Source organism: Yinghuangia soli (assembly GCF_021502675.1).
Lineage (GTDB): Bacteria > Actinomycetota > Actinomycetes > Streptomycetales > Streptomycetaceae > Yinghuangia > Yinghuangia soli.
Genome location: NZ_JAKFHA010000008.1, coordinates 18,209 through 35,633, shown reverse-complemented (window position 1 = coordinate 35,633; position 17,425 = coordinate 18,209). Strand labels below are relative to the sequence as shown.

The following is a 17,425-nucleotide window of genomic DNA, read 5'->3' as shown; positions in this document are numbered from 1 at the left end:
CCCCCCCCCCCCGGGGGCGCCCCCCCCCCCCCCCCGGGGGGGGGGGCCCCGCCCCCCCCCCCCCCCCCCCCCCCGCCCCCGGTGCGCCGGCGTCCGGCAGCCGTCAGTCCGCGAGCGCCTCGGCGACGGCCGCGGCGAAGATGCCGATCGCCTGGTCGAGTTCGGCGCGCGTCACGACGAGCGGCGGCATCCAGCGGATCGCGGCACCGCGGGCGCCGGCCGTCGTGAGGATGAGGCGGCGGGCGAGGCAGGCCGCCACGATGCGGGCGGTGACCGCCGGGTCGGCGAACTCGACGGCGAGCATGAGGCCGAGGCCGCGCACGTCCACGACGGCCTCGGGGTGTGCGGCCCGGAGCCCGAGCAACGCGTCCCGCAGGGCGTCGCCCAGGTCGCGGACGTGCTCCGGCGCGCCCGGTTCGGTGAGCACGTCGATGGTGGCCAGGGCCGCGGCGCAGGCGACCGCATTGCCGCCGTAGGTGCCGCCGTGCGAGCCGGGCACCCAGGCGCTCATGACCGAGGCCCGCGCGCCGACCGCGCTGAGCGGCATCCCGGACGCCATGCCCTTGGCCAGCACCATCACGTCGGGCTCGACGTCGTAATGCTCGATGGCGAACATCGTGCCGGTGCGGCCGAATCCGGTCTGCACCTCGTCCGCGACGAGCAGGATCCCGTGTGCGTCGCAGATCTCCCGCAGCCCGCGCAGGAATGCCGCGGGCACCGGGCGGTAGCCGCCCTCGCCCTGGACCGGCTCGATCACGAACGCCGCGATGTCGGACGGGTGGCAGGTCGTCTCCAGGAGTTCCCGGAGGCCGTCCAGGCAGCGCGCGACCTCGGCATCCGCATCGGCCTCCGCACGGCCGACCAGGGACGGGAACGGCGCCACGAAGACGCCCGCGGGCAGCGGCTGGGCGTGCACGCGGTACACGGCCTTGGACGTGGTCATCGCCGCGGTCAGGTGGGTGCGGCCGTGGAACGAGCCTTGGAAGACCACCACCCCGGTGCGCCCGGTGGCCTGCTTGGCCAGCTTGACCGCGGCCTCGACCGCCTCGGCGCCGGAATTACTGAAGAAGAACTGCTCGATGGCCGGCGGCGTCAGCTCGGCCAGCCGGTCGGCCAGCGGCGCCAGCAGGTCGTGCTGGTAGCAGTTCACCTGCGCGTGCACGATCCGGCCCGCCTGCGTGCGGATGGCCTCCACGACCCGCGGATGCGCGTGGCCCGTCGAGCAGACGGCTATCCCGGCCGTGAAGTCCAGGTAGCGCTCCCCTTCGACGGTCTCCACCCATGCCCCGGAGCCCGAGACGACGTTCAGCTGCGTGATCCGGCTCCAGACGCCGGACAGCGTGGCGGCGGGGGTCACCAGGGTCGGTGTGGCGGACATGAGACTCCTCGGCAGAAGAAGACGACGGAAGGAACCGGCGAAAGGAGGCGGCGAAGCCAGGCGGCGGGGGAAGGCCGGACGAAGGCAAGACGCACGACACGGCGGAGCACACGCCGGAAGGCAGGCCGCGGCGGGCGAAGGCAAGCGACAAAGCCGCCGTACTGAATTGATATACGATAAACTATCAGAGTGATCGCGCGAGTAACATGGCGCGACCGGAGCCGATCCGGTCCGGGGGACGCAGCGTCGCGGCCGCCCGTGGTGGCCGAAGAGATTGCGGAGTCATGAGCGGACATATCTCCCCCACGTCACGAGTCCCGGCCCGCCGGGTTCTGCGCGAGGACGTCGCTGATGTGATCCGCAACAGCATCATGGTCGGCGACCTCCGCCGCGGCAGTCGGCTGGACGTCTCGGGCCTGGCCGCCGACCTGGACGTCAGCCAACTCCCGGTCCGCGAGGCGCTCATCGCGCTGTCCGCGGAGGGCCTGGTCCGCACCGTCCCGCGCCGCGGCTACTACGTGGAGGAGCTGGACCCGGTCGACGTCCTGGACCACTACGAGATCTACGGCAAGATCTCCGGCATCGCCGCGGCCCGCGCCTCGAAGGCGATGAGCGACGACGAGATCGACGAACTCCACGCCCTCAACCAGCGCATGCGCACCGCCGAGGACCCGCAGGAGCAGGAAGAGCTCAACAACGAGATCCACAGCCGGATCAACCGGATCGGCGCGTCCCGCCGGCTGCGCTCGGTGCTGCGCCCGCTGTCGCACGGCATGGACGTGCGCTTCGGCGTGATCATCCCGGGCTGGCAGAACAACGCCGCGAACGAGCACGATGCGATCATCGCCGCGCTGCGCGCCCGGGATGCCGACACCGCCCGGGCGGCCATGGAGCACCACCTCAGCATCAACGGCCGCCGGGCCGTGGACGCCCTCACCGAAGCGGGCTTCTTCGCCACCGGCGGGGCGGCCGGCGAGGGCGGCACGGAGACCCCCGCGCGCTGAAGCCGAGCCGAAGCCGAGCCGAAGACAAACCGAAGACAAACCGAAGACGAGCGGACGGGCCCGCCCCGCGCGTACCGAGCCAGGTTGCGCGGAGCGGGCCCTTCCCTGTGCCGGCCGGGTTGCAGCCCGGCCGGCGCCGACCGGTGCCTCAGGCGGTGGCAGTCGCCGGGAACGCCGGGTCGGGGTGTACGCGCACGGGCATCTTCTTGATGCCGTGCACCAGGTTCGAGCGGACCATGCTGGGCGTCTCGAGGAGCTCGATGCGCTCCAGGCGCTCCAGCAGCGCGGTGATGACGATCTTGATCTCCAGGCGGGCCAGCGCGTTGCCCAGGCAGAAGTGCGGGCTGCCCTTGCCGAAGGAGACGTGCTCGACGTTCTTGCGGTGCACGTCGAACACGTGCGGGTCGGCGAACTTGCGCTCGTCGAAGTTGGCCGAGCCGAACCACATCACCACCTTGTCGCCTTCGCGGATCCGCTGCCCGTGCAGTTCGACGTCGCGCGTCGCGGTGCGCCGGAAGTGCACGATCGGGGTGGCCCAGCGCAGGAACTCCTCGACCGCGTTGCCCACCAGCGACGGGTCCGCCTTGAGGTCGGCCCAGGCCTGCGGGTGCGAGGCCAGCGCCCGGACGGTGTGCGAGATGGTGTGCCGGGTGGTCTCGTTCCCGGCGATGATCAGCAGCGAGAAGTAGTTCTGGTAGTCCAGGTCGGAGAGCGGGATGCCGTCTTCCGGCGTGGTGTTGACCAGCTTGGACACGAGGTCGGTGCCGGTGCCGCCGCGGCGCTGCGCGGCCAGCCGGAAGCCGTACTCGAAGACCTCCAGTGCGGCGGGCGAGCGGAACGGCAGGTCGCGGTACTGCTCGGACTCCGGGCTGCCGGCCAGCACGTCGGTGTAGTCCGGGTCCGAGTTCGCGATCATCTGGTTGCCCCAGTCGATCAGCTTGTCGGTGTCCTCGATCGGGACGTCCAGCATGCGCGCCAGCAGCCGGATCGGGATGTCCGCGCTGATCTGCTCGACGAAGTCGAACTCGCCCAGCGCCAGCGCGCGGTCCAGAGTGGCGCCGGTCAGCTTGGTCAGGAAGTCGCCGTAGAGCGCCACCGCGCGCGGGCTGAACTCGCGCAGCAGCACCTTGCGCAGGGCCCAGTGCCGGGCGCCGTCCGTGTCGATCATCGACTTGCGCACCAGGAGCTGGTCCTCGTCGAGTTCCTCCAGCGTGACCTGCTGCTCGGACGAGTACGTCGCGGCGTCCTTGTCCACCGCGGCGACGTCGTCGTAGCGGGTGACCGACCAGAAGCCCTTGTTGCCGCCGGTCTCGTCGTTCCAGAACAGCGGCGCCTGGTCGCGCAGGGTCCGGAACGCCTCGTGCGGGGTTCCGTTCCCGAAGAGGTCGAGGTCGGTGAGGTCGATGTCATTGGGTCCCATGACGTTCCTTCTCTTGCCGGACTTGCTGGGCTTACGAGGTCTGCCGGAGGTGCCGTGCGTCCCGGCCGCGGTCCCGGGCCGCGGCCACGAAGTGTTCGAGCAGGAGCTGCTGGTGCGCATCGGTGGCGGCGGTGTCCTCGGGGTGCCACTGCACGCCGAAGACCCAGCCGGGCGCGGCCCGGTAGCGGACCGCCTCGATGGTGCCGTCCTCGGCGTACGCGAACGGCTCCAGCGCGTCGGCCAGCACGTCGATGCGCTGCCGGTGGTAGCAGCTGACCGGGATGGAGTCCGGTCCGAACAGGACCGGGTCGACCGGCGTGACCTTCTGCACGACGTGCACGTGCGGATCGGCGAAGGCCTGGTCGAGGGTGCCGCCCAGGGCGGCGTTGAGGAGCTGCGTGCCGCGGCACACGGTGAGCAGCGGCACCGCATGCCCGATCGCGTACTCCAGTACGGCCAGGTCGAAGGCGTCCTGGACGTCGTCGGGCGGGTCGGTCCCGGGCTCCGGTGCGGCGCCGTACAGGGCCGGGTTGATGTCGGCACCGCCCGGCAGCAGCACGCCGTCGTACGCGGCGAGCCGGGCCGCGGTCTCCTCGGGCGTCGGATCCGGGGTCGGCAGCAGGGTGACAGGGTCGCCGCCCGCGGCCCAGACCGCTTCGAGGAGAGCATGGGCATTGACGACCGCCCGGTAGCGCAGCGCCGAGGCGGATGCGCTGAACCGGCCCGGGACGGCGATGCGGGGGCGCCCGGTCATACCCAGGCTCCGATCACCCAGTCGAGGAAGCGCCGCAGGTTCTCCTGCGCGGTGTCCACGTTCTCGTCGACCTCGGCGCGCAGCCGGTCCGCGCCGTGCAGCCGGTCGACGCCGGCTTCGTCGGTGCGGATCCAGGACTCGACCAGGGCCCGGGTGACCTCGGGGTGGAACTGCACCCCGATGGACCGGCCGCGGGTGAAGATCTGCGGCCCGAAGTCGCTGCGCGACCACACCGCGACGTCCGGCGGCAGGACCACGCGGTCGCTGTGCCAGGAGAACCACGGGCCGCCCGGGACCGGGCATTCGGGGACGGTCGCGAAGGTCAGCATGCCGATCTCGTGGCCGTCCCCGGGTTCTATCCGCCCGCCCCAGGCGTCGGCCAGCAGCTGGCCGCCGAAGCAGATGCCGACATAGGGGATGTCCCAGGCCAGCACCCGCCGGACCCAGGCGACCTCGGTGGCGACCCAGTCCTTGTTCCGCGGTTCCCAGGCGTGCGCGAACGAGCCGAAGACCATCACCAGGTCGGCGCCGGCCGGGTCGGGCAGGGCCAGGTCGGGGTCGCGGGCCTCGCCGCGCGGGAACACGGTGTGGTGGACGACCTCGAAGCCGCGGTCGGCGAGCAGTCCGCGGACCGCTCCGGTGTCGTCGGCGCCGAAGGCCTCATGCGTGACGAGCACGGCCCTCGGCGGCCGGCCGGTGGCGCGCAGCGGGTCGCCGGCGGGCTCAGAAGATGTCGGCATAGCGCGCGAACTCCCAGTCGGTGATGTGCGCACCGAAGGCGGCGAGCTCGTTGCGCTGCATGACCGTGAACGTGTCGACGAACATGTCGCCGTAGGCGCGGCGGGCGAACTCGCTGCCGTGGAAGGCCTCGACGGCCTTGTCCAGGCTGGGCGCAAGGCGCGGCAGCGCGGTGTCGGCGTGCGGGTCGCCGGTCGAGACCGGCTGCAGCGGCGCGTTGTCCCGCATGCCTTCGAGCCCGGCCTGCAGGTAGCCGTGCGCGAGCAGGTACGGATTGGCGTCGGCGGCGCCCCAGCGCACCTCGACGCGGGTGCCCGGCTCGTCCGGGGTCAGGCAGCGGACGCCGACCAGCCTGTTGTCCATGCCCCAGCAGACCTGGGTGGGCGAGAAGGAGTAGTCCTCGGCCCGGCGGTACGCGGTCACCGTGGGCATCGCCAGCACCTGCAGGTCGAGCTGGCGGCGCAGCAGTCCGGCGACGTAGCCCTGCATCGCCTTGGACGGGAGCGCGTGGCCGGGGCTGTCCGGGACCGCGAAGACGTTGCGGCCCTGGGTGTCGACAAGGCTCTGGTGGATGTGCATGCCGGAGCCGGCGCCGCCGTTGATCGGCTTGACCATGAAGGTCGCGTGGTAGCCGTGCCGGCGCGCGACCGCGCGGGTGATCAACCGGAACAGGACCGTCTCGTCGATCGAGGTGATCCCCGCGGCGTAGCGCAGGTTGATCTCGATCTGGGACGGGCCGTACTCGACGTTGCTCGCCTCGCAGTCGATACCGGTGCGCAGCAGGGCCCCGCGGATCGCGCCGAGGACCGTGTCCAGTTCGTCGGCGCGGTCCACCGAGTAGCACAGCGACTTGTCCGATATCGGCTTCCAGTCCGCACCGAAGAGGTGGAACTCCAGCTCGGGGGCCTGGTTCACGGTCATCCCGAGCTCGGCGTACTCGCGCAGCGTGCGCTTGAGCATCGCGCGTGCGTCCATCGCGGTCGGCTCGCCGGTCTCCAGGTCGACCGTGTCGCAGACGACGACCGCGGTGCCCTCGGTCCAGCCGGCGATCCGGAAGGTGTCCAGGTCGGCGACCACCGCCATGTCCTTGAACTCGCTGTCCATCTCGGCCCACGGCGTGGGCTGGACGTCGGAGCGCGGGTTCCACGACAGCGCGACCGCGGCCGTGGTGAAGCGTCCGCCGCGCAGGAACTGGCGGATCGGGAGGTGCTTCCCGCGCGGGACCCCCCAGGTGTCGGTGAAGAGGCAGATGACGGTGTGCACGCCTGCCGACTCGGCGATCCGTGCGCATTCGTCGAGGTTTCTGCCTGGCTCGTTCGCCACGGCCCCTCCCGTAGATAAATTATCGTCTATCAGCTACCTTACCGGCCATCAGGCGGGAGCGGCAAGGCACCCAAGGCACCTCGGAAAGGCTGGCCGATGCGGACGATGACTCTTGAGGCCCCCGGAAAACCCCTTGTCGCACGCGAGGTGCCGGACCCCGTGGCGGCCGGCCCGGACCAGACGGTGATCGACGTCCTCGGGTGCGGCGTCTGCCATTCCGACCTGCATGTCGCGGACGGCAGCATCGGCCGCACCCCGATCGTGCTCGGCCACGAAGTGGTCGGCCTGGACGCCCGCTTGGGTCCCGTCATGGTGTACGCCCCGTGGGGCTGCCGCCGCCCGGGATGCCTGCAGTGCGCGGCCGGGCAGGAGATGATCTGCGCCGACAGCCACGAGGCCGGGATTGTGGACGACGGCGGCTACGCCGACAAGATGCTGGTCCCCCACCGCGAGTACCTGGTGCCGCTGGAGGGCCTCGACCCGCTCGAAGTCGCCCCGCTCGCGTGCGGCGGGCTGACCGCGTTCCGCGCGGTGCGGCGGGCCATGACCCTGCGCGAGGCCGGTCGTTCGTCGCGCGTGCTGGTCATCGGCGCGGGCGGCCTGGGCCAGTACGCGGTGCAGTTCCTGCGCCGCACCCCGGGCGTGCACATCACGGTGGTCGACACGCTGCCCGCCCGGCTCTCGGTGGCGCGCGAACTCGGCGCCGACACGACGCTCACGCCCGAGGAGGTCGGCGGCGCGCCGTACGACGCCGTGGTCGACTTCGTGGGCGCCGAGGCGACGCTCGGCGCCGCGGTGGCCAACGTGCAGCGCGGCGGAGTAGTCGTCCTGGTCGGGATGTTCGGCGGCAGCGTGCCCTTCGGCCTGGGCCGCCTGCCCAGCGAGGTCTCGCTCACCACCAGCATCTGGGGCAGCCTCGCCGACCTGCACGACCTGCTGGGCATGGCCCGCCGCGAGCCGCTGCGGCACGTCGTCGAACACCTCCCGCTGAGCGAGGCCAACCGGGCCCACGAACTGCTGCGCTCCGGCGCTTCCCGGGGCCGCATCGTGCTGACCACCTCCTGAACCGTGCCGCGGCCGGACCGCCATCCGGCCGCGGCGCCCGCTGCGCCCCGCCCGGCGCACCCGCCCGAACCACCGCCTGACGACTCCGTACGCCAAGCCGGGGACGCGCCGACCGGCGCATTCCCCGCCGACCCCCGGGAGGGAACCGTGAGCACCGAGACCGCCGAGCCGACCGACAGAGAACCGAGGGATCCGGGAGGAACGGGCGGCACGTCGCTCACCCGGAATGCCATCGGGGTCTTCGGAATCTGCTTCTTCGTCATCGCGGCGGCCGCGCCCATCGCCGGGATGACCGGCCTGGTGCCCAGCATCCTGGTCATCGGGAACGGCGCCGCCGCGCCCGGGACCTTCCTGGTCGCGGGCCTGGTCTTCATGCTCTTCTCGGTCGGCTACGCCGCGATGAGCAACCACGTGGTGCACACCGGCGCCTTCTTCGCCTACATAGGCCGCGGCCTCGGGGTGACCTGGGGCGTCGCGTCCGCGTTCGTGACCGTCATGGCGTACTGCCTCGTGCAGGCCGCGGTGTACGGCTACCTCGGGGCGACGGTCGCCGGGACGCTGCCGTCCCTGGACGTCCCCTGGTGGGTGTGGTCGCTCGCCGCGGTCGCCCTGGTCCAGGTGCTGGGCCTGCTGCACGTCGAGTTCGGCGCGAAGCTGCTCGGCCTGCTCCTGGTCCTGGAGGTCGGGTCGATGATGCTGACCGCGCTCGCGGTCTTCCTGGACGGCGGCGGCCCGGACGGCATCGACCTGGGCGCCTCGTTCAGTCCGTCGGCCATCATGGACGGCGCGCCGGGCATCGCGTTCGCCTTCGCATTCGCCGGCTTCATCGGCTTCGAGGCCACCGCGATCTACGGCGAGGAGTCGCGGAACCCCCGGCGTACCGTGCCGCTGTCCACGTACCTGTCGGTCGGCATCATCACGGCCGTCTTCGCGGTCGTGTCGTTCGGCGTGGTGAGCGGTGTCGGGCACACCCAGGTGGCCGACGAGACCGTGCGGCTGACCACGGTCGGCGACGTACCGCTTGCCGACCCCGCCCAGGTGCTCTTCCACGTGGCGGACGTCTATGTGGGCGGCTGGCTGGCGGAGCTGATGAAGTGGCTGCTGATCAGCAGCGCGTTCGCGTGCGTGCTGGCCTTCCACAACTCCGCGACCCGCTACTTCTTCGCGATGGGCCGCGCCGAGTTGCTGCCGAAGGCGTTCGGGCGCACGAACTCCCGTGGCGTACCGGCCTATGCGTCGTTCCTGCAGACGTCGATCGCCGGTCTCGTGGTGGCCGCGTTCGCGCTGTTCGACCTCGATCCGGTGGTGAACCTCTTCTACTGGTTCGCGATCACCGCGATCGTGGCGCTCACCTTCGTCCAGGCGCTCGTGAGCATCTCGGTCATCGTCTACTTCCGGCGCAACGGCGGCGACACGCGGCCGTGGAACGTGCTCATAGCCCCGGCGCTGAGCCTCGCGGCGATGGTCGGGATCCTGTATCTGCTGCTGGCCCGGTTCGGGCTCATCAGCGGGACGGCCGGCACCAGCATGGACGCCTGGCACATGTCCGCGACCGGCTGGATCCTGGCGCTGTGCCCGTTCGCCGTGTTCGGCGGCGCCGTCGTGTACGCGCTGGCCACCGCGAAGAAGCGCAGCGAAAACGCGCTGCTCAAGGAGTTCGTGAGCTGACGCCCGGCACCCTGCGCAAAGCCTGTGAAGACGCCTGAAGGGGCGGGTCCGAGACCCGCCCCTTCAGGCATTCGGCTTACGTACCGAGGAAGTTGCTAACCCTGGGCGCGCACTTTGACCAGCTTGCGGTTGGCGAACTCCTGGATGCCCAGGCGGCCGAGCTCGCGGCCGAAGCCGCTGCGCTTGGTGCCGCCGAAAGGCAGGTCGGCCGCGGTCGAGGGGGCTTCGCCGATGTAGACCATGCCGACGTCGAGGAGGTCCGCCAGCGCGAGGGCGTCGGCGGGGTCCGCGGCGTGTACCGAGGCGGACAGCCCGTACGGCGAGTCGTTGGCGAGCCGCACGGCCTCCGCCGCGTCGGCGGCCTTGTGCACCACGGCGACCGGCCCGAAGATCTCCTCGTCCCACGCCCGCATGCCCGGCACGACGCCGGTCAGTACGGTCGGCCGGTAGTACGCCCCGGCGCCGGGGACCGCCGTACCGCCGGTGTGCGCGACCGCGCCCTTGGCGAGCGCGTCGTCGACCTGTGCGGCGACCTGGTCGCGGGCGGCGTGCGACGACAGCGGCCCCATGGCGATGGACTCGTCGAACGGGTCCCCCACCCGGATGTCCGCGACGGCCGCCGCGAAGCGCGCCACGAACTCGTCGTGCAGTTCCGCGGCCACGATGAACCGCTTGGCCGCGTTGCAGGCCTGGCCGCAGTTGCCCATGCGCCCCACCACCGCCTCGGCGATCAGGGCGTCGAGGTCGGCGGTGTCCAGGACGATGAACGCGTCGGCGCCGCCCAGTTCGAGCACCACCTTCTTCAGGTGGCGGCCGGCGGCCTCGGCGACCGCCGCGCCGGCGCGCTCCGAGCCGGTCAGCGAAACCCCCTGGACGCGCGGATCGGCGATCACCGCGGCGGCCTGGTCGTTGTCCAGAAAGAGGTTGGTGTAGCCGCCGGGTATCAGTCCGGCGCCGGCGAACATCTCGGCCAGCCGCAGGGCGCTCTCGGGGCACTGCGGGGCGTGCTTGAGCAGGATGGTGTTGCCGAGCAGCAGGTTCGGCGCGGCGAACCGGGCGACCTGGTAGTACGGGTAGTTCCACGGCATGACCCCGAGGAGTGGCCCGACGGGGGCCATGCGCAGGAGTGCGGTGGCGCCGTCCCGCTGCGGCAGGACTTCGTCGGCGAGGAACTCCTCGGCGTGGTCCGCGTAGTAGCGGTAGATCTCGGCGCACAGGCCGATCTCGCCGCGCCCGGAGCGGACCGGCTTGCCCATCTCCCGGGCCATGACGGCGGCGAGTTCGCCGGCTGCCTCGTCGTGCAGGTCGGCGACCCGGTGCAGCAGCGCCCGGCGTTCGGAAAGCGGGGTGGCCCGCCACGCGGGGTAGGCGGCCGCGGCCGCGGAGAGGGCGGCTTCCACCTGGTCCGGGCTCGCGGTGGGGTGCGGCGAGCCCTGCTCGCCGGTGGCGGGGTTCGTGACGCGGTAGGGGCTCGTCGTGTCGTTCATCGTGCGGTGTCCTCCGTGAGCAGGCGGCGCATGACCCGGCGCACTTCCAGCAGGGCGGCGTCCGCCCGCACCCGGACCTCGGGCGCGGGGCCTTCGCGGTCGACGAGTGCCTGCATCACTTCGAGGGCGTCCTTCACCTTGCGGTAGTACCCGTCGAGGATCGGCCGCAGGATGCCGGTGGTCTCGGGCTTCGGGGAGAAGTTGCGGCTGACCGCCCAGTAGTGGCGGGTGCGGCGTTCGTCGACGGGCGTGAGAGCGTGCGTGAAGTGCAGGGTGAGCGGCTCGCCGGGGACCAGGACGTCCCAGCGGTCCGCCCAGAGCCCGGGGGCCGCGAACCAGCCTTCTTCGTGCTGCGCGTACTCCCCTTCGGGCGGCAGTCCGGTCGCCTCGCTCTGCCAGGTCTGCAGCCGGGCGGGTGGGAAGTCCCGGCGGAAGCGCACCTGTTGCTCGGTGACCTCGACGTCGAGGCGCGGCGGCACCTGGTGCAGGACAGGCGGCGCGAGTGCCGGGTCCAGGTGCGGGACGTGCGTGATGTCGGCGAAGTTGTCCTGCAGCAGCCCGCCGGCCGCGGCGGTCTCCCAGTCGGCGCCGAAGGTCGTCCAGTCCGGCTCGGTCAGCCAGGGCAGCGCGGGCAGCGGGCGCCGGGACGCGAGCCCCGGGCTGCCGGTCCAGACCCACACCAACCCTGCGTACTCCCGTACGGGATAGGCGCGGACCGCCGCGCCGACCGGGACGCGCTTCTGGGTCGGCACCGAAACGACGCGCCCGTCGGGGCCGTAGGCGAAGCCGGAGTACGAGGAGATGAGCAGGTCGCCTGCGACCCGGCCGAGGCTGAGCGGGTACGGCCGGTGCGCGCACCGGTCGGCAAGGGCGGCGACGGTCCCCGCCGAGGTCCGGTAGAGGACGACGCCGGTGCCGTGCACGACGCGGCCGGCCGGCGATCGGCCGACCTCATCGGCGCGGGCGAGGGCGTACCAGGCGTCCCTGGGGAACCGCGTCACGCTGCCGGTGCCGCTCGCGTGCGCCCGGCCTGTCTTGTGTGGCTTCACGGTGGCCTCCGGGGTCACAGGTCGAGCGTGAGCTTGCCGCCGCGGCAGCGCGAGACGCAGATCATCATGGTGTTGTTCGCGGCCCGTTCGTGTTCGTCGAGGATCGCGTCGCGGTGCTCGACCTCGCCGTCCAGGACCTCGGTCTCGCAGGTGCCGCAGATGCCTTCGAGGCACGAGGCGAGGACCGAGACGTCGTTCTCCCGGCAGACGCTGTAGACCGACTTGTCCGCGGGGACGGTCAGCGTCAGCCCGGAGCGCTGCAGGACGACGGTGAACTCCAGGTTCTGCGCGTCGTCCGCCGCGATCGGCGTGAAGCGCTCCATGTGCAGGACGCCGGAGGGCCAGGACGCGCACTTGGCCTCGACCGCGTCGAGGAGTCCGGCGGGGCCGCAGCAGTAGACCAGGGTGTCGGGCTCGGGGGTGCCGAGCAGGCCGTCGAGGTCGAGCGGCCCCTGCTCGTCCTGCGGAACCAGGGCGACCTTGCCACCGTACGCCGCCAGCCGGTCCGTGAAGGCCATCGCGGCGCGGCTGCGGCCGCCGTAGACGAGCCGCCAATCGGCGCCGGCCGCCTCGGCCTGGGCGAGCATCGGGAGGATCGGCGTTATGCCGATGCCGCCGGCGATGAACAGGTAGCGCGGGCTGCCGGCCAGCGCGAAGTGGTTGCGGGGTCCGCGCACGGTGACGATGTCGCCCTCGCGGAGGGTGTCGTGCACGTAGCGCGACCCGCCGCGCGAGTCCTCGGTGCGGAGCACCGCGATCCGCCAACTGCCCCGGTCCTCCGCTTCGCCCGCGTCGCCGCACAGTGAGTACTGCCGTACCAGCGCATCGGCGCCGCTGCCCAGCAGCACGTCGATGTGCGCGCCGGGCGTCCACGGCGGCAGCCGGTCGCCCGCGGCGGCCGGCGCGAGTTCGAGCGAACGCACACCGTCCGACTCGACGCGCACCGAGCGCACGACCACATCCATCTCGAGTTCATGAAGCACGGTCTCGGCCGACAGCGTCACAGGGGACCCCTCGCTCGCTCATTCCATCTTCCAATAATTTATCAAAGATAAGAATGACCGGACAGAGTGCCCTGGGCGGTGGTGTGCGCAGGCTGCCGCTGGGCGGGTACGGGTGTCGTGGCGAGGTGGTCCTGCAGAAGCGCATGGCGGAACTGGTAGACGGGACCCACTCGGCGCAGGACGCCCAGGCGATGGGCGTCCTCGAGGAAGGCCTGCAGCCGGAAGGGCAGCTCGCCGCGGGCGGCCAAGCGGAGGCGCGCGGCCAGATAGTAGGGAAACGCGGTCGCGAGCGCCCCCAGGACCGCCGCGGCCAGCGCGTAGGGCAGTGCGTACGTATCGGTCCAGGTCCACAAGGCCTGCAAGGTGTCGAGGACGCTGCTGCCGACCTGGTAGTGGGTCGCGGGCAGGCAGGCGATCACGAGGACGGTCGTGGCCGCTGCGTAGGCGCCGAGGAGCAGGCAGACGAGCCGGTCGGCGGCCAGGCCCGACCTCGGCGTGACCAGGTCGTCGTCGGCGACGGGCGCGCGCACCCAGCGCAGGACGGCCAGGCCGACCCCCGGCAGTACGCCGAGGACACCCGCCTGGACGTACCCCGGGTTGTCCGGGAAGGCCACTTGCTGCAGGGCCACGAACAGCAGCACGAACACGGCGACGGTGCCGGGCACCACGGCAAGGGACCGGAGCAGCCGGACTCCCCCGGCCCGCACGGTCGCCTGCTGCGGACTCGCCGGCGGCACCGGCAGGCCCGAACAGGCGAGAACCAGCAGCGCGGCGAATGTCGGCAGGATGGCGACGCGGACCATGCTGTCCAGCACCACGCCCAGGGGCGGGCACCGGCCTTGGGACCACCAGCCGAACACCAGCCACTCCAGCGCGTCGGCGCACCCGTACGCGATTCCGTAGGCGAGTGCGAGGCCGATCGCGGACAGGGCTTGGGGAAGCCGCGGCCGGCAGGTCCGCACCTGGGCCGCGGCGAGGGCGACGGTCAGGACCGGCAGCCCGAGGCGCAACCCGGGCATGACGGCCCACAGCACGTAGTCCGCCGCGGTGAAGCCGACGAAGACCGGCGATTCGACGAGCGCGGCGGCGATGTTGCCGAGCATCGCCAGGACCGCCGCCCCTGACGCGGCCGCCCAAGCCCGGCGCGCGGGCTTGGCCAGTGCGGGGAGCATCCGGTGCATGCGCCACCAGGCGAAGTCGTAGGTGCCCGCGGTGTCCAGGCGCCGCGCCAGGTGGGTGAGCCATTGCCGGGCCTGCTCCGGCCGCCAGGCGCGGAGCGGGCGGTCGGCGTCCTGGTCCTGGCGGGCGGAGCGGGCGAAGAGGGCGGGGACCAAGGCGTCCAGCAGGTGCCGTTCGACGGCGCGGGCGTTCGGGAACCGGGCTTGGTCGGCGAGTTCCGCGGGATCCGCGGTGCGGGTGGCGTATACGGTCCGCGCCAGCGAGAGCATCAGCGGACTCGACAGCGCGGTGGCCGCCGGGCCCGCGGGGTCGCGGCGGAGGTGCTCGGCGAGCAACTGCCAGCGGTCGGGGCCGAGGGAGGGTGGCGTGGCCAGCCGCAGGTAGTCGGTCGCGCTGTCCGGCGGCACCGGGTCGGGTTCGACGACCGCGGCCGCGGTGAGCACGTCGCCGGCCGCGACGGCCTGGGCGTAGGCCGGGGTGCGGCTGGTCAGGACGACCGAACCGCCGCCCGCCAGCGCATCGTTGACCGCGGCCAGCGCCTGCGCCCGGTGGTGCTCGGTCATCTCGTCGAGGCCGTCCAGGACCGGGAGGACCCGCTGCGCGGCGACCAGGTCGGCGATCGCGCTGGGACCGTAGGCCGCAGTGTCGCGCAGCGCCGGGTACTCGGCGGCGATCTGCCGCCGCAGCCAGTGCGGCAAGGTGCTGCGGGCCGGGTCGAAGGAGGCCAGGGAGAGCAGGACCGGCACCGGCTCGTCGGGGGCCCGGGTACGCGCGAGTTCCAGGGTCAGCAGCACGGCCAAGGTGGTCTTGCCGGACCCGGGCGGGCCGAGGACGACAAGTCTGCGGCGGGCCAACGCCCGGAAGGCGGATGCCAGTTCACCCGGATCCGCCACCGAGCAGGTGAACGCGCCACCGGTGAGGCCGCGGTGGTCGGCGACCGGCCGTGCGGTGTCCTTCCAGCGGACCGACAGCGGTGCAGGGTCCTGCAGTCGGCGCAGTGCGGCCTCGCGGCTCCACTGCTGGAGGACGAGGCGGGACAGCGCACCGGCGGCCTCGTCGATCTGACCGGCCGTGGAACGCCCGTACCGGGCCCGGTCGGCCCACATCCACAGTGCGCCCAGCACGCTCGTCGCGGCGAGGACCGATGCCGCGTTGCCCGCGTACTCCACGCCCAGCACCGCCCAGGCGGCCGCCAGTCCCGCCACCGCAGCGGCCACCGCCCCGGCAGCCGCAGTGCCCCAACGCCGACGCCGCAAAGCAGCTCCCCCATCGCCCCAAGCACGCCGCCCCTCGGCATACGCCGTGCCAAACGAGCGGGGCGCGGTAGAGGAAATCGCCCGTCCCCCGAACGTGATCCGATGGTCGGGCCTGCCGCAGGAGCCGTGTCGGTGCTCTCCCGCCTACGCGTCTGCCGTTCCCCGGGGGGCCGGCGGTGCTGCGGCGGTGGTCATCTTGGCGAGCAGGGCCAGGACCTCGGTGCGGACGTCGTCCTCGTCGCGGTCCTCGAGGCCCGCGGCCGGGAAGACGTACGGGGCGAACAGGCTCCAGCCGAGCAGGGTCAGCACCGATGTGGCGGCGACCACGCGCGGGTCGTGGGCGGGGGGCTCCGCGGCAGGCGGGGTTGCCGCCGGGGCGGAGGCCCACTCCGCGGCGATGAGGTCGGCGATGTGCCGCATCGCCGGGGAGGAGTGCGCGAAGACCTGGGACGTGTCGCTGTCGAGCACCGCCCAGGCCAGCATGCGGGCGAAGGCGCGCGGGTCCTGCGCGAGACGGGCCAAGGCGGTGGCGCTGTCCGGGGCGTCCGCGACGAGGCGGCCGCCCTGCTGGGCGGAGGCCCGGAAGACCTCGCCGAGCACGGCCTCCTTGCTCTTGAAGTAGTGGTGGATCAGCCCGTAGTTCACCTCCGCCCGCCGGGCGATCTCCCGGAGCGAGACCGCCGCGGGGCTGCGTTCGTGGAAGAGCTCGGTCGCGGCGGCGAGGATCTGCTCGGGGGCGGAGGCCGGGTCGTTCGTCATGGGGCCAGTGTCGTGGATGCCTCGCGGGGCGCGGCGTAGGCCCAGGCCGCGGGCACGTTGACGTGGCGCGGGCCGAGATCGGCGAGGGTGCGGACGCCCATCAGGGCCATGTCGCGCTCGATCTCGGTGTGCAGGATCCGCAGCACGGTGTCGACACCGGGGCGCCCGGCTGCGGCCAGGCCCCAGACCCACGGACGGCCGATCATGACCGCGCGGGCGCCGAGGGCGAGGGCCTTGAGGACGTCGGTGCCGCGGCGGATGCCGCCGTCCAGGAGGATCTCGGTTCCGGTGCCGTCCAGCGCCTCGGCGACCTCCGGGAGGGCGCGCAAAGAGGCGGGGAGGCCGTCGAGTTGGCGTCCGCCGTGGTTGGACACGATGACGCCGTCGACGCCCGCGGCGCGGGCCCGCCGGGCCTGCTCGGCGGTGGTGATGCCCTTGACCAGGAGCGGGCCGTCCCAGAGGCGGCGGACCAGGGCGAGTTCGGCGGCGGAGAAACCCGGCACGAACTTGGCCTCGAACTTGGTGGCCTGGTGGACCGCGTTCATGCCGCCGGTGACGCCGGTCTCGGCGATGTTGCCCATGGCGATGCCGGGGCCGGCCGCCAGGGTCCGGATCCAGCGGCCGAACCGGACCGGGTGGCGCAGGACTTCGCCGGCGTTCGCGCGGGAGAGCCGGGGCGGCATGGTGAATCCGGTGCGGATGTCGGCTTCGCGGTTGCCGCCGACCGGGGTGTCGAGGGTGACGACGAGGGCCTCGCACCCGGCCCGGGCGGCGAGTTCGACGTACGGGGTGAAGTCGTCGGCATTGCCCCACGGGTAGAGCTGGAACCAGAGCGGCCCGGGGCAGCGTTCGGCGATGCGGGTGACGGAGTGGCTGGACGCCATGCTCACGGTGAAGACGGTCCCCGCGGCGTGCGCCGCCCCGGCGCCGGCGAACTCCGCGTCGGCGTGCTGGATGCCGGGCATCCCGGTGGGCGCGAGCAGGACGGGCGAGGCGAGCGTGCGGCCGAACAGCGTGATCGAGCGGTCCCGGTCGCGGACGTCGGTGAGCAGGTCGGGCCGCAGGGTGACCTCGTCGAACGCCCGCAGGTTCGCCCGGTGGGTGGCGAAGTCCTCGGCCGCGGAGTCGACGTACGAGAAGGGCAGGGCGCACGAGCGCTTGCGGGCCCGCGCCCGGACGTCGTCGATGTTGAGCGGTCCGACGCCGCCGCGCCCGTTGCGGCCGGTGGCCAGCGCGGCGAGGTCGGACAGAAGCGGTCTGGCGAGGGCGGGGAGCCCGCCGAGGCGGTCGGCCATGGTTGGTCCTCCGAGGTCGTTCGGCGGTCCGCCGCTGCGGCGGGGA

General features: G+C 72.6%; 14 protein-coding genes. 3 read left to right on the top strand and 11 right to left on the bottom strand.

Annotation, left to right across the window (positions count from 1 at the left end; translation table 11 throughout):
• Positions 1 to 103: 103 nt before the first annotated feature.
• Positions 104 to 1,378 carry an aspartate aminotransferase family protein gene (locus LZ495_RS16155; protein WP_235052905.1) on the bottom strand — a complete coding sequence of 425 codons (1,275 nt, stop codon included), beginning with the start codon at positions 1,376 to 1,378 and terminating at the stop codon, positions 104 to 106.
• Between the two features lie 284 nt (positions 1,379 to 1,662).
• Here LZ495_RS16155 and LZ495_RS16150 point away from each other — a divergent pair, with 284 nt between their 5' ends.
• A complete protein-coding gene (locus LZ495_RS16150) occupies positions 1,663 to 2,382 on the top strand; it encodes a GntR family transcriptional regulator (protein WP_235052904.1) in 720 nt (239 codons plus the stop codon).
• Between the two features lie 148 nt (positions 2,383 to 2,530).
• On the opposite strand, the gene LZ495_RS16145 is transcribed toward LZ495_RS16150, so the two are convergent.
• The 4 genes from LZ495_RS16145 to LZ495_RS16130 are packed head-to-tail and all read right to left on the bottom strand — an operon-like array spanning position 2,531 to position 6,617.
• Complete coding sequence (locus LZ495_RS16145; protein ID WP_235052903.1) at positions 2,531 to 3,802, bottom strand: cytochrome P450; 1,272 nt, start codon at positions 3,800 to 3,802, stop codon at positions 2,531 to 2,533.
• 31 nt (positions 3,803 to 3,833) lie between these two features.
• Positions 3,834 to 4,556 (bottom strand): gamma-glutamyl-gamma-aminobutyrate hydrolase family protein, encoded by a 723-nt coding sequence (locus LZ495_RS16140; RefSeq protein WP_235052902.1) that lies wholly within the window; start codon positions 4,554 to 4,556, stop codon positions 3,834 to 3,836.
• Positions 4,553 to 5,296 (bottom strand): type 1 glutamine amidotransferase, encoded by a 744-nt coding sequence (locus LZ495_RS16135; RefSeq protein ID WP_235052901.1) that lies wholly within the window; start codon positions 5,294 to 5,296, stop codon positions 4,553 to 4,555. Before LZ495_RS16135 ends, LZ495_RS16140 begins: the two co-directional genes overlap by 4 nt.
• Entirely contained in the window at positions 5,280 to 6,617 is a 1,338-nt protein-coding gene (locus LZ495_RS16130; protein WP_235052900.1) for a glutamine synthetase family protein, read from the bottom strand. The genes LZ495_RS16135 and LZ495_RS16130 overlap by 17 nt, the downstream gene beginning before the upstream one ends.
• A gap of 159 nt (positions 6,618 to 6,776) precedes the next feature.
• Between LZ495_RS16130 and LZ495_RS16125 the strand changes: the two genes are divergently transcribed.
• A complete protein-coding gene (locus tag LZ495_RS16125; RefSeq protein ID WP_235052899.1) occupies positions 6,777 to 7,682 on the top strand; it encodes an alcohol dehydrogenase catalytic domain-containing protein in 906 nt (301 codons plus the stop codon).
• 147 nt (positions 7,683 to 7,829) lie between these two features.
• Complete coding sequence (locus LZ495_RS16120; protein ID WP_235052898.1) at positions 7,830 to 9,350, top strand: APC family permease; 1,521 nt, start codon at positions 7,830 to 7,832, stop codon at positions 9,348 to 9,350.
• 95 nt (positions 9,351 to 9,445) lie between these two features.
• On the opposite strand, the gene LZ495_RS16115 is transcribed toward LZ495_RS16120, so the two are convergent.
• From LZ495_RS16115 to LZ495_RS16090, 6 genes are all read right to left on the bottom strand, one after another.
• Positions 9,446 to 10,837 carry an aldehyde dehydrogenase family protein gene (locus LZ495_RS16115; protein ID WP_235052897.1) on the bottom strand — a complete coding sequence of 464 codons (1,392 nt, stop codon included), beginning with the start codon at positions 10,835 to 10,837 and terminating at the stop codon, positions 9,446 to 9,448.
• A complete protein-coding gene (locus LZ495_RS16110) occupies positions 10,834 to 11,886 on the bottom strand; it encodes a Rieske 2Fe-2S domain-containing protein (RefSeq protein ID WP_235052896.1) in 1,053 nt (350 codons plus the stop codon). Before LZ495_RS16110 ends, LZ495_RS16115 begins: the two co-directional genes overlap by 4 nt.
• 14 nt (positions 11,887 to 11,900) lie before the next feature.
• Positions 11,901 to 12,851 carry a PDR/VanB family oxidoreductase gene (locus tag LZ495_RS16105; protein ID WP_235053096.1) on the bottom strand — a complete coding sequence of 317 codons (951 nt, stop codon included), beginning with the start codon at positions 12,849 to 12,851 and terminating at the stop codon, positions 11,901 to 11,903.
• Positions 12,852 to 12,931: 80 nt separating this feature from the next.
• Positions 12,932 to 15,274 carry an NACHT domain-containing protein gene (locus tag LZ495_RS16100; RefSeq protein ID WP_235052895.1) on the bottom strand — a complete coding sequence of 781 codons (2,343 nt, stop codon included), beginning with the start codon at positions 15,272 to 15,274 and terminating at the stop codon, positions 12,932 to 12,934.
• 195 nt (positions 15,275 to 15,469) lie between these two features.
• The gene (locus tag LZ495_RS16095; RefSeq protein ID WP_235052894.1) at positions 15,470 to 16,084 is read right to left on the bottom strand and encodes a TetR/AcrR family transcriptional regulator; all 615 of its coding nucleotides are present in this window, start codon (positions 16,082 to 16,084) and stop codon (positions 15,470 to 15,472) included.
• Positions 16,081 to 17,379 (bottom strand): alpha-hydroxy acid oxidase, encoded by a 1,299-nt coding sequence (locus LZ495_RS16090; protein ID WP_235052893.1) that lies wholly within the window; start codon positions 17,377 to 17,379, stop codon positions 16,081 to 16,083. The genes LZ495_RS16095 and LZ495_RS16090 overlap by 4 nt, the downstream gene beginning before the upstream one ends.
• Positions 17,380 to 17,425: the final 46 nt, after the last annotated feature.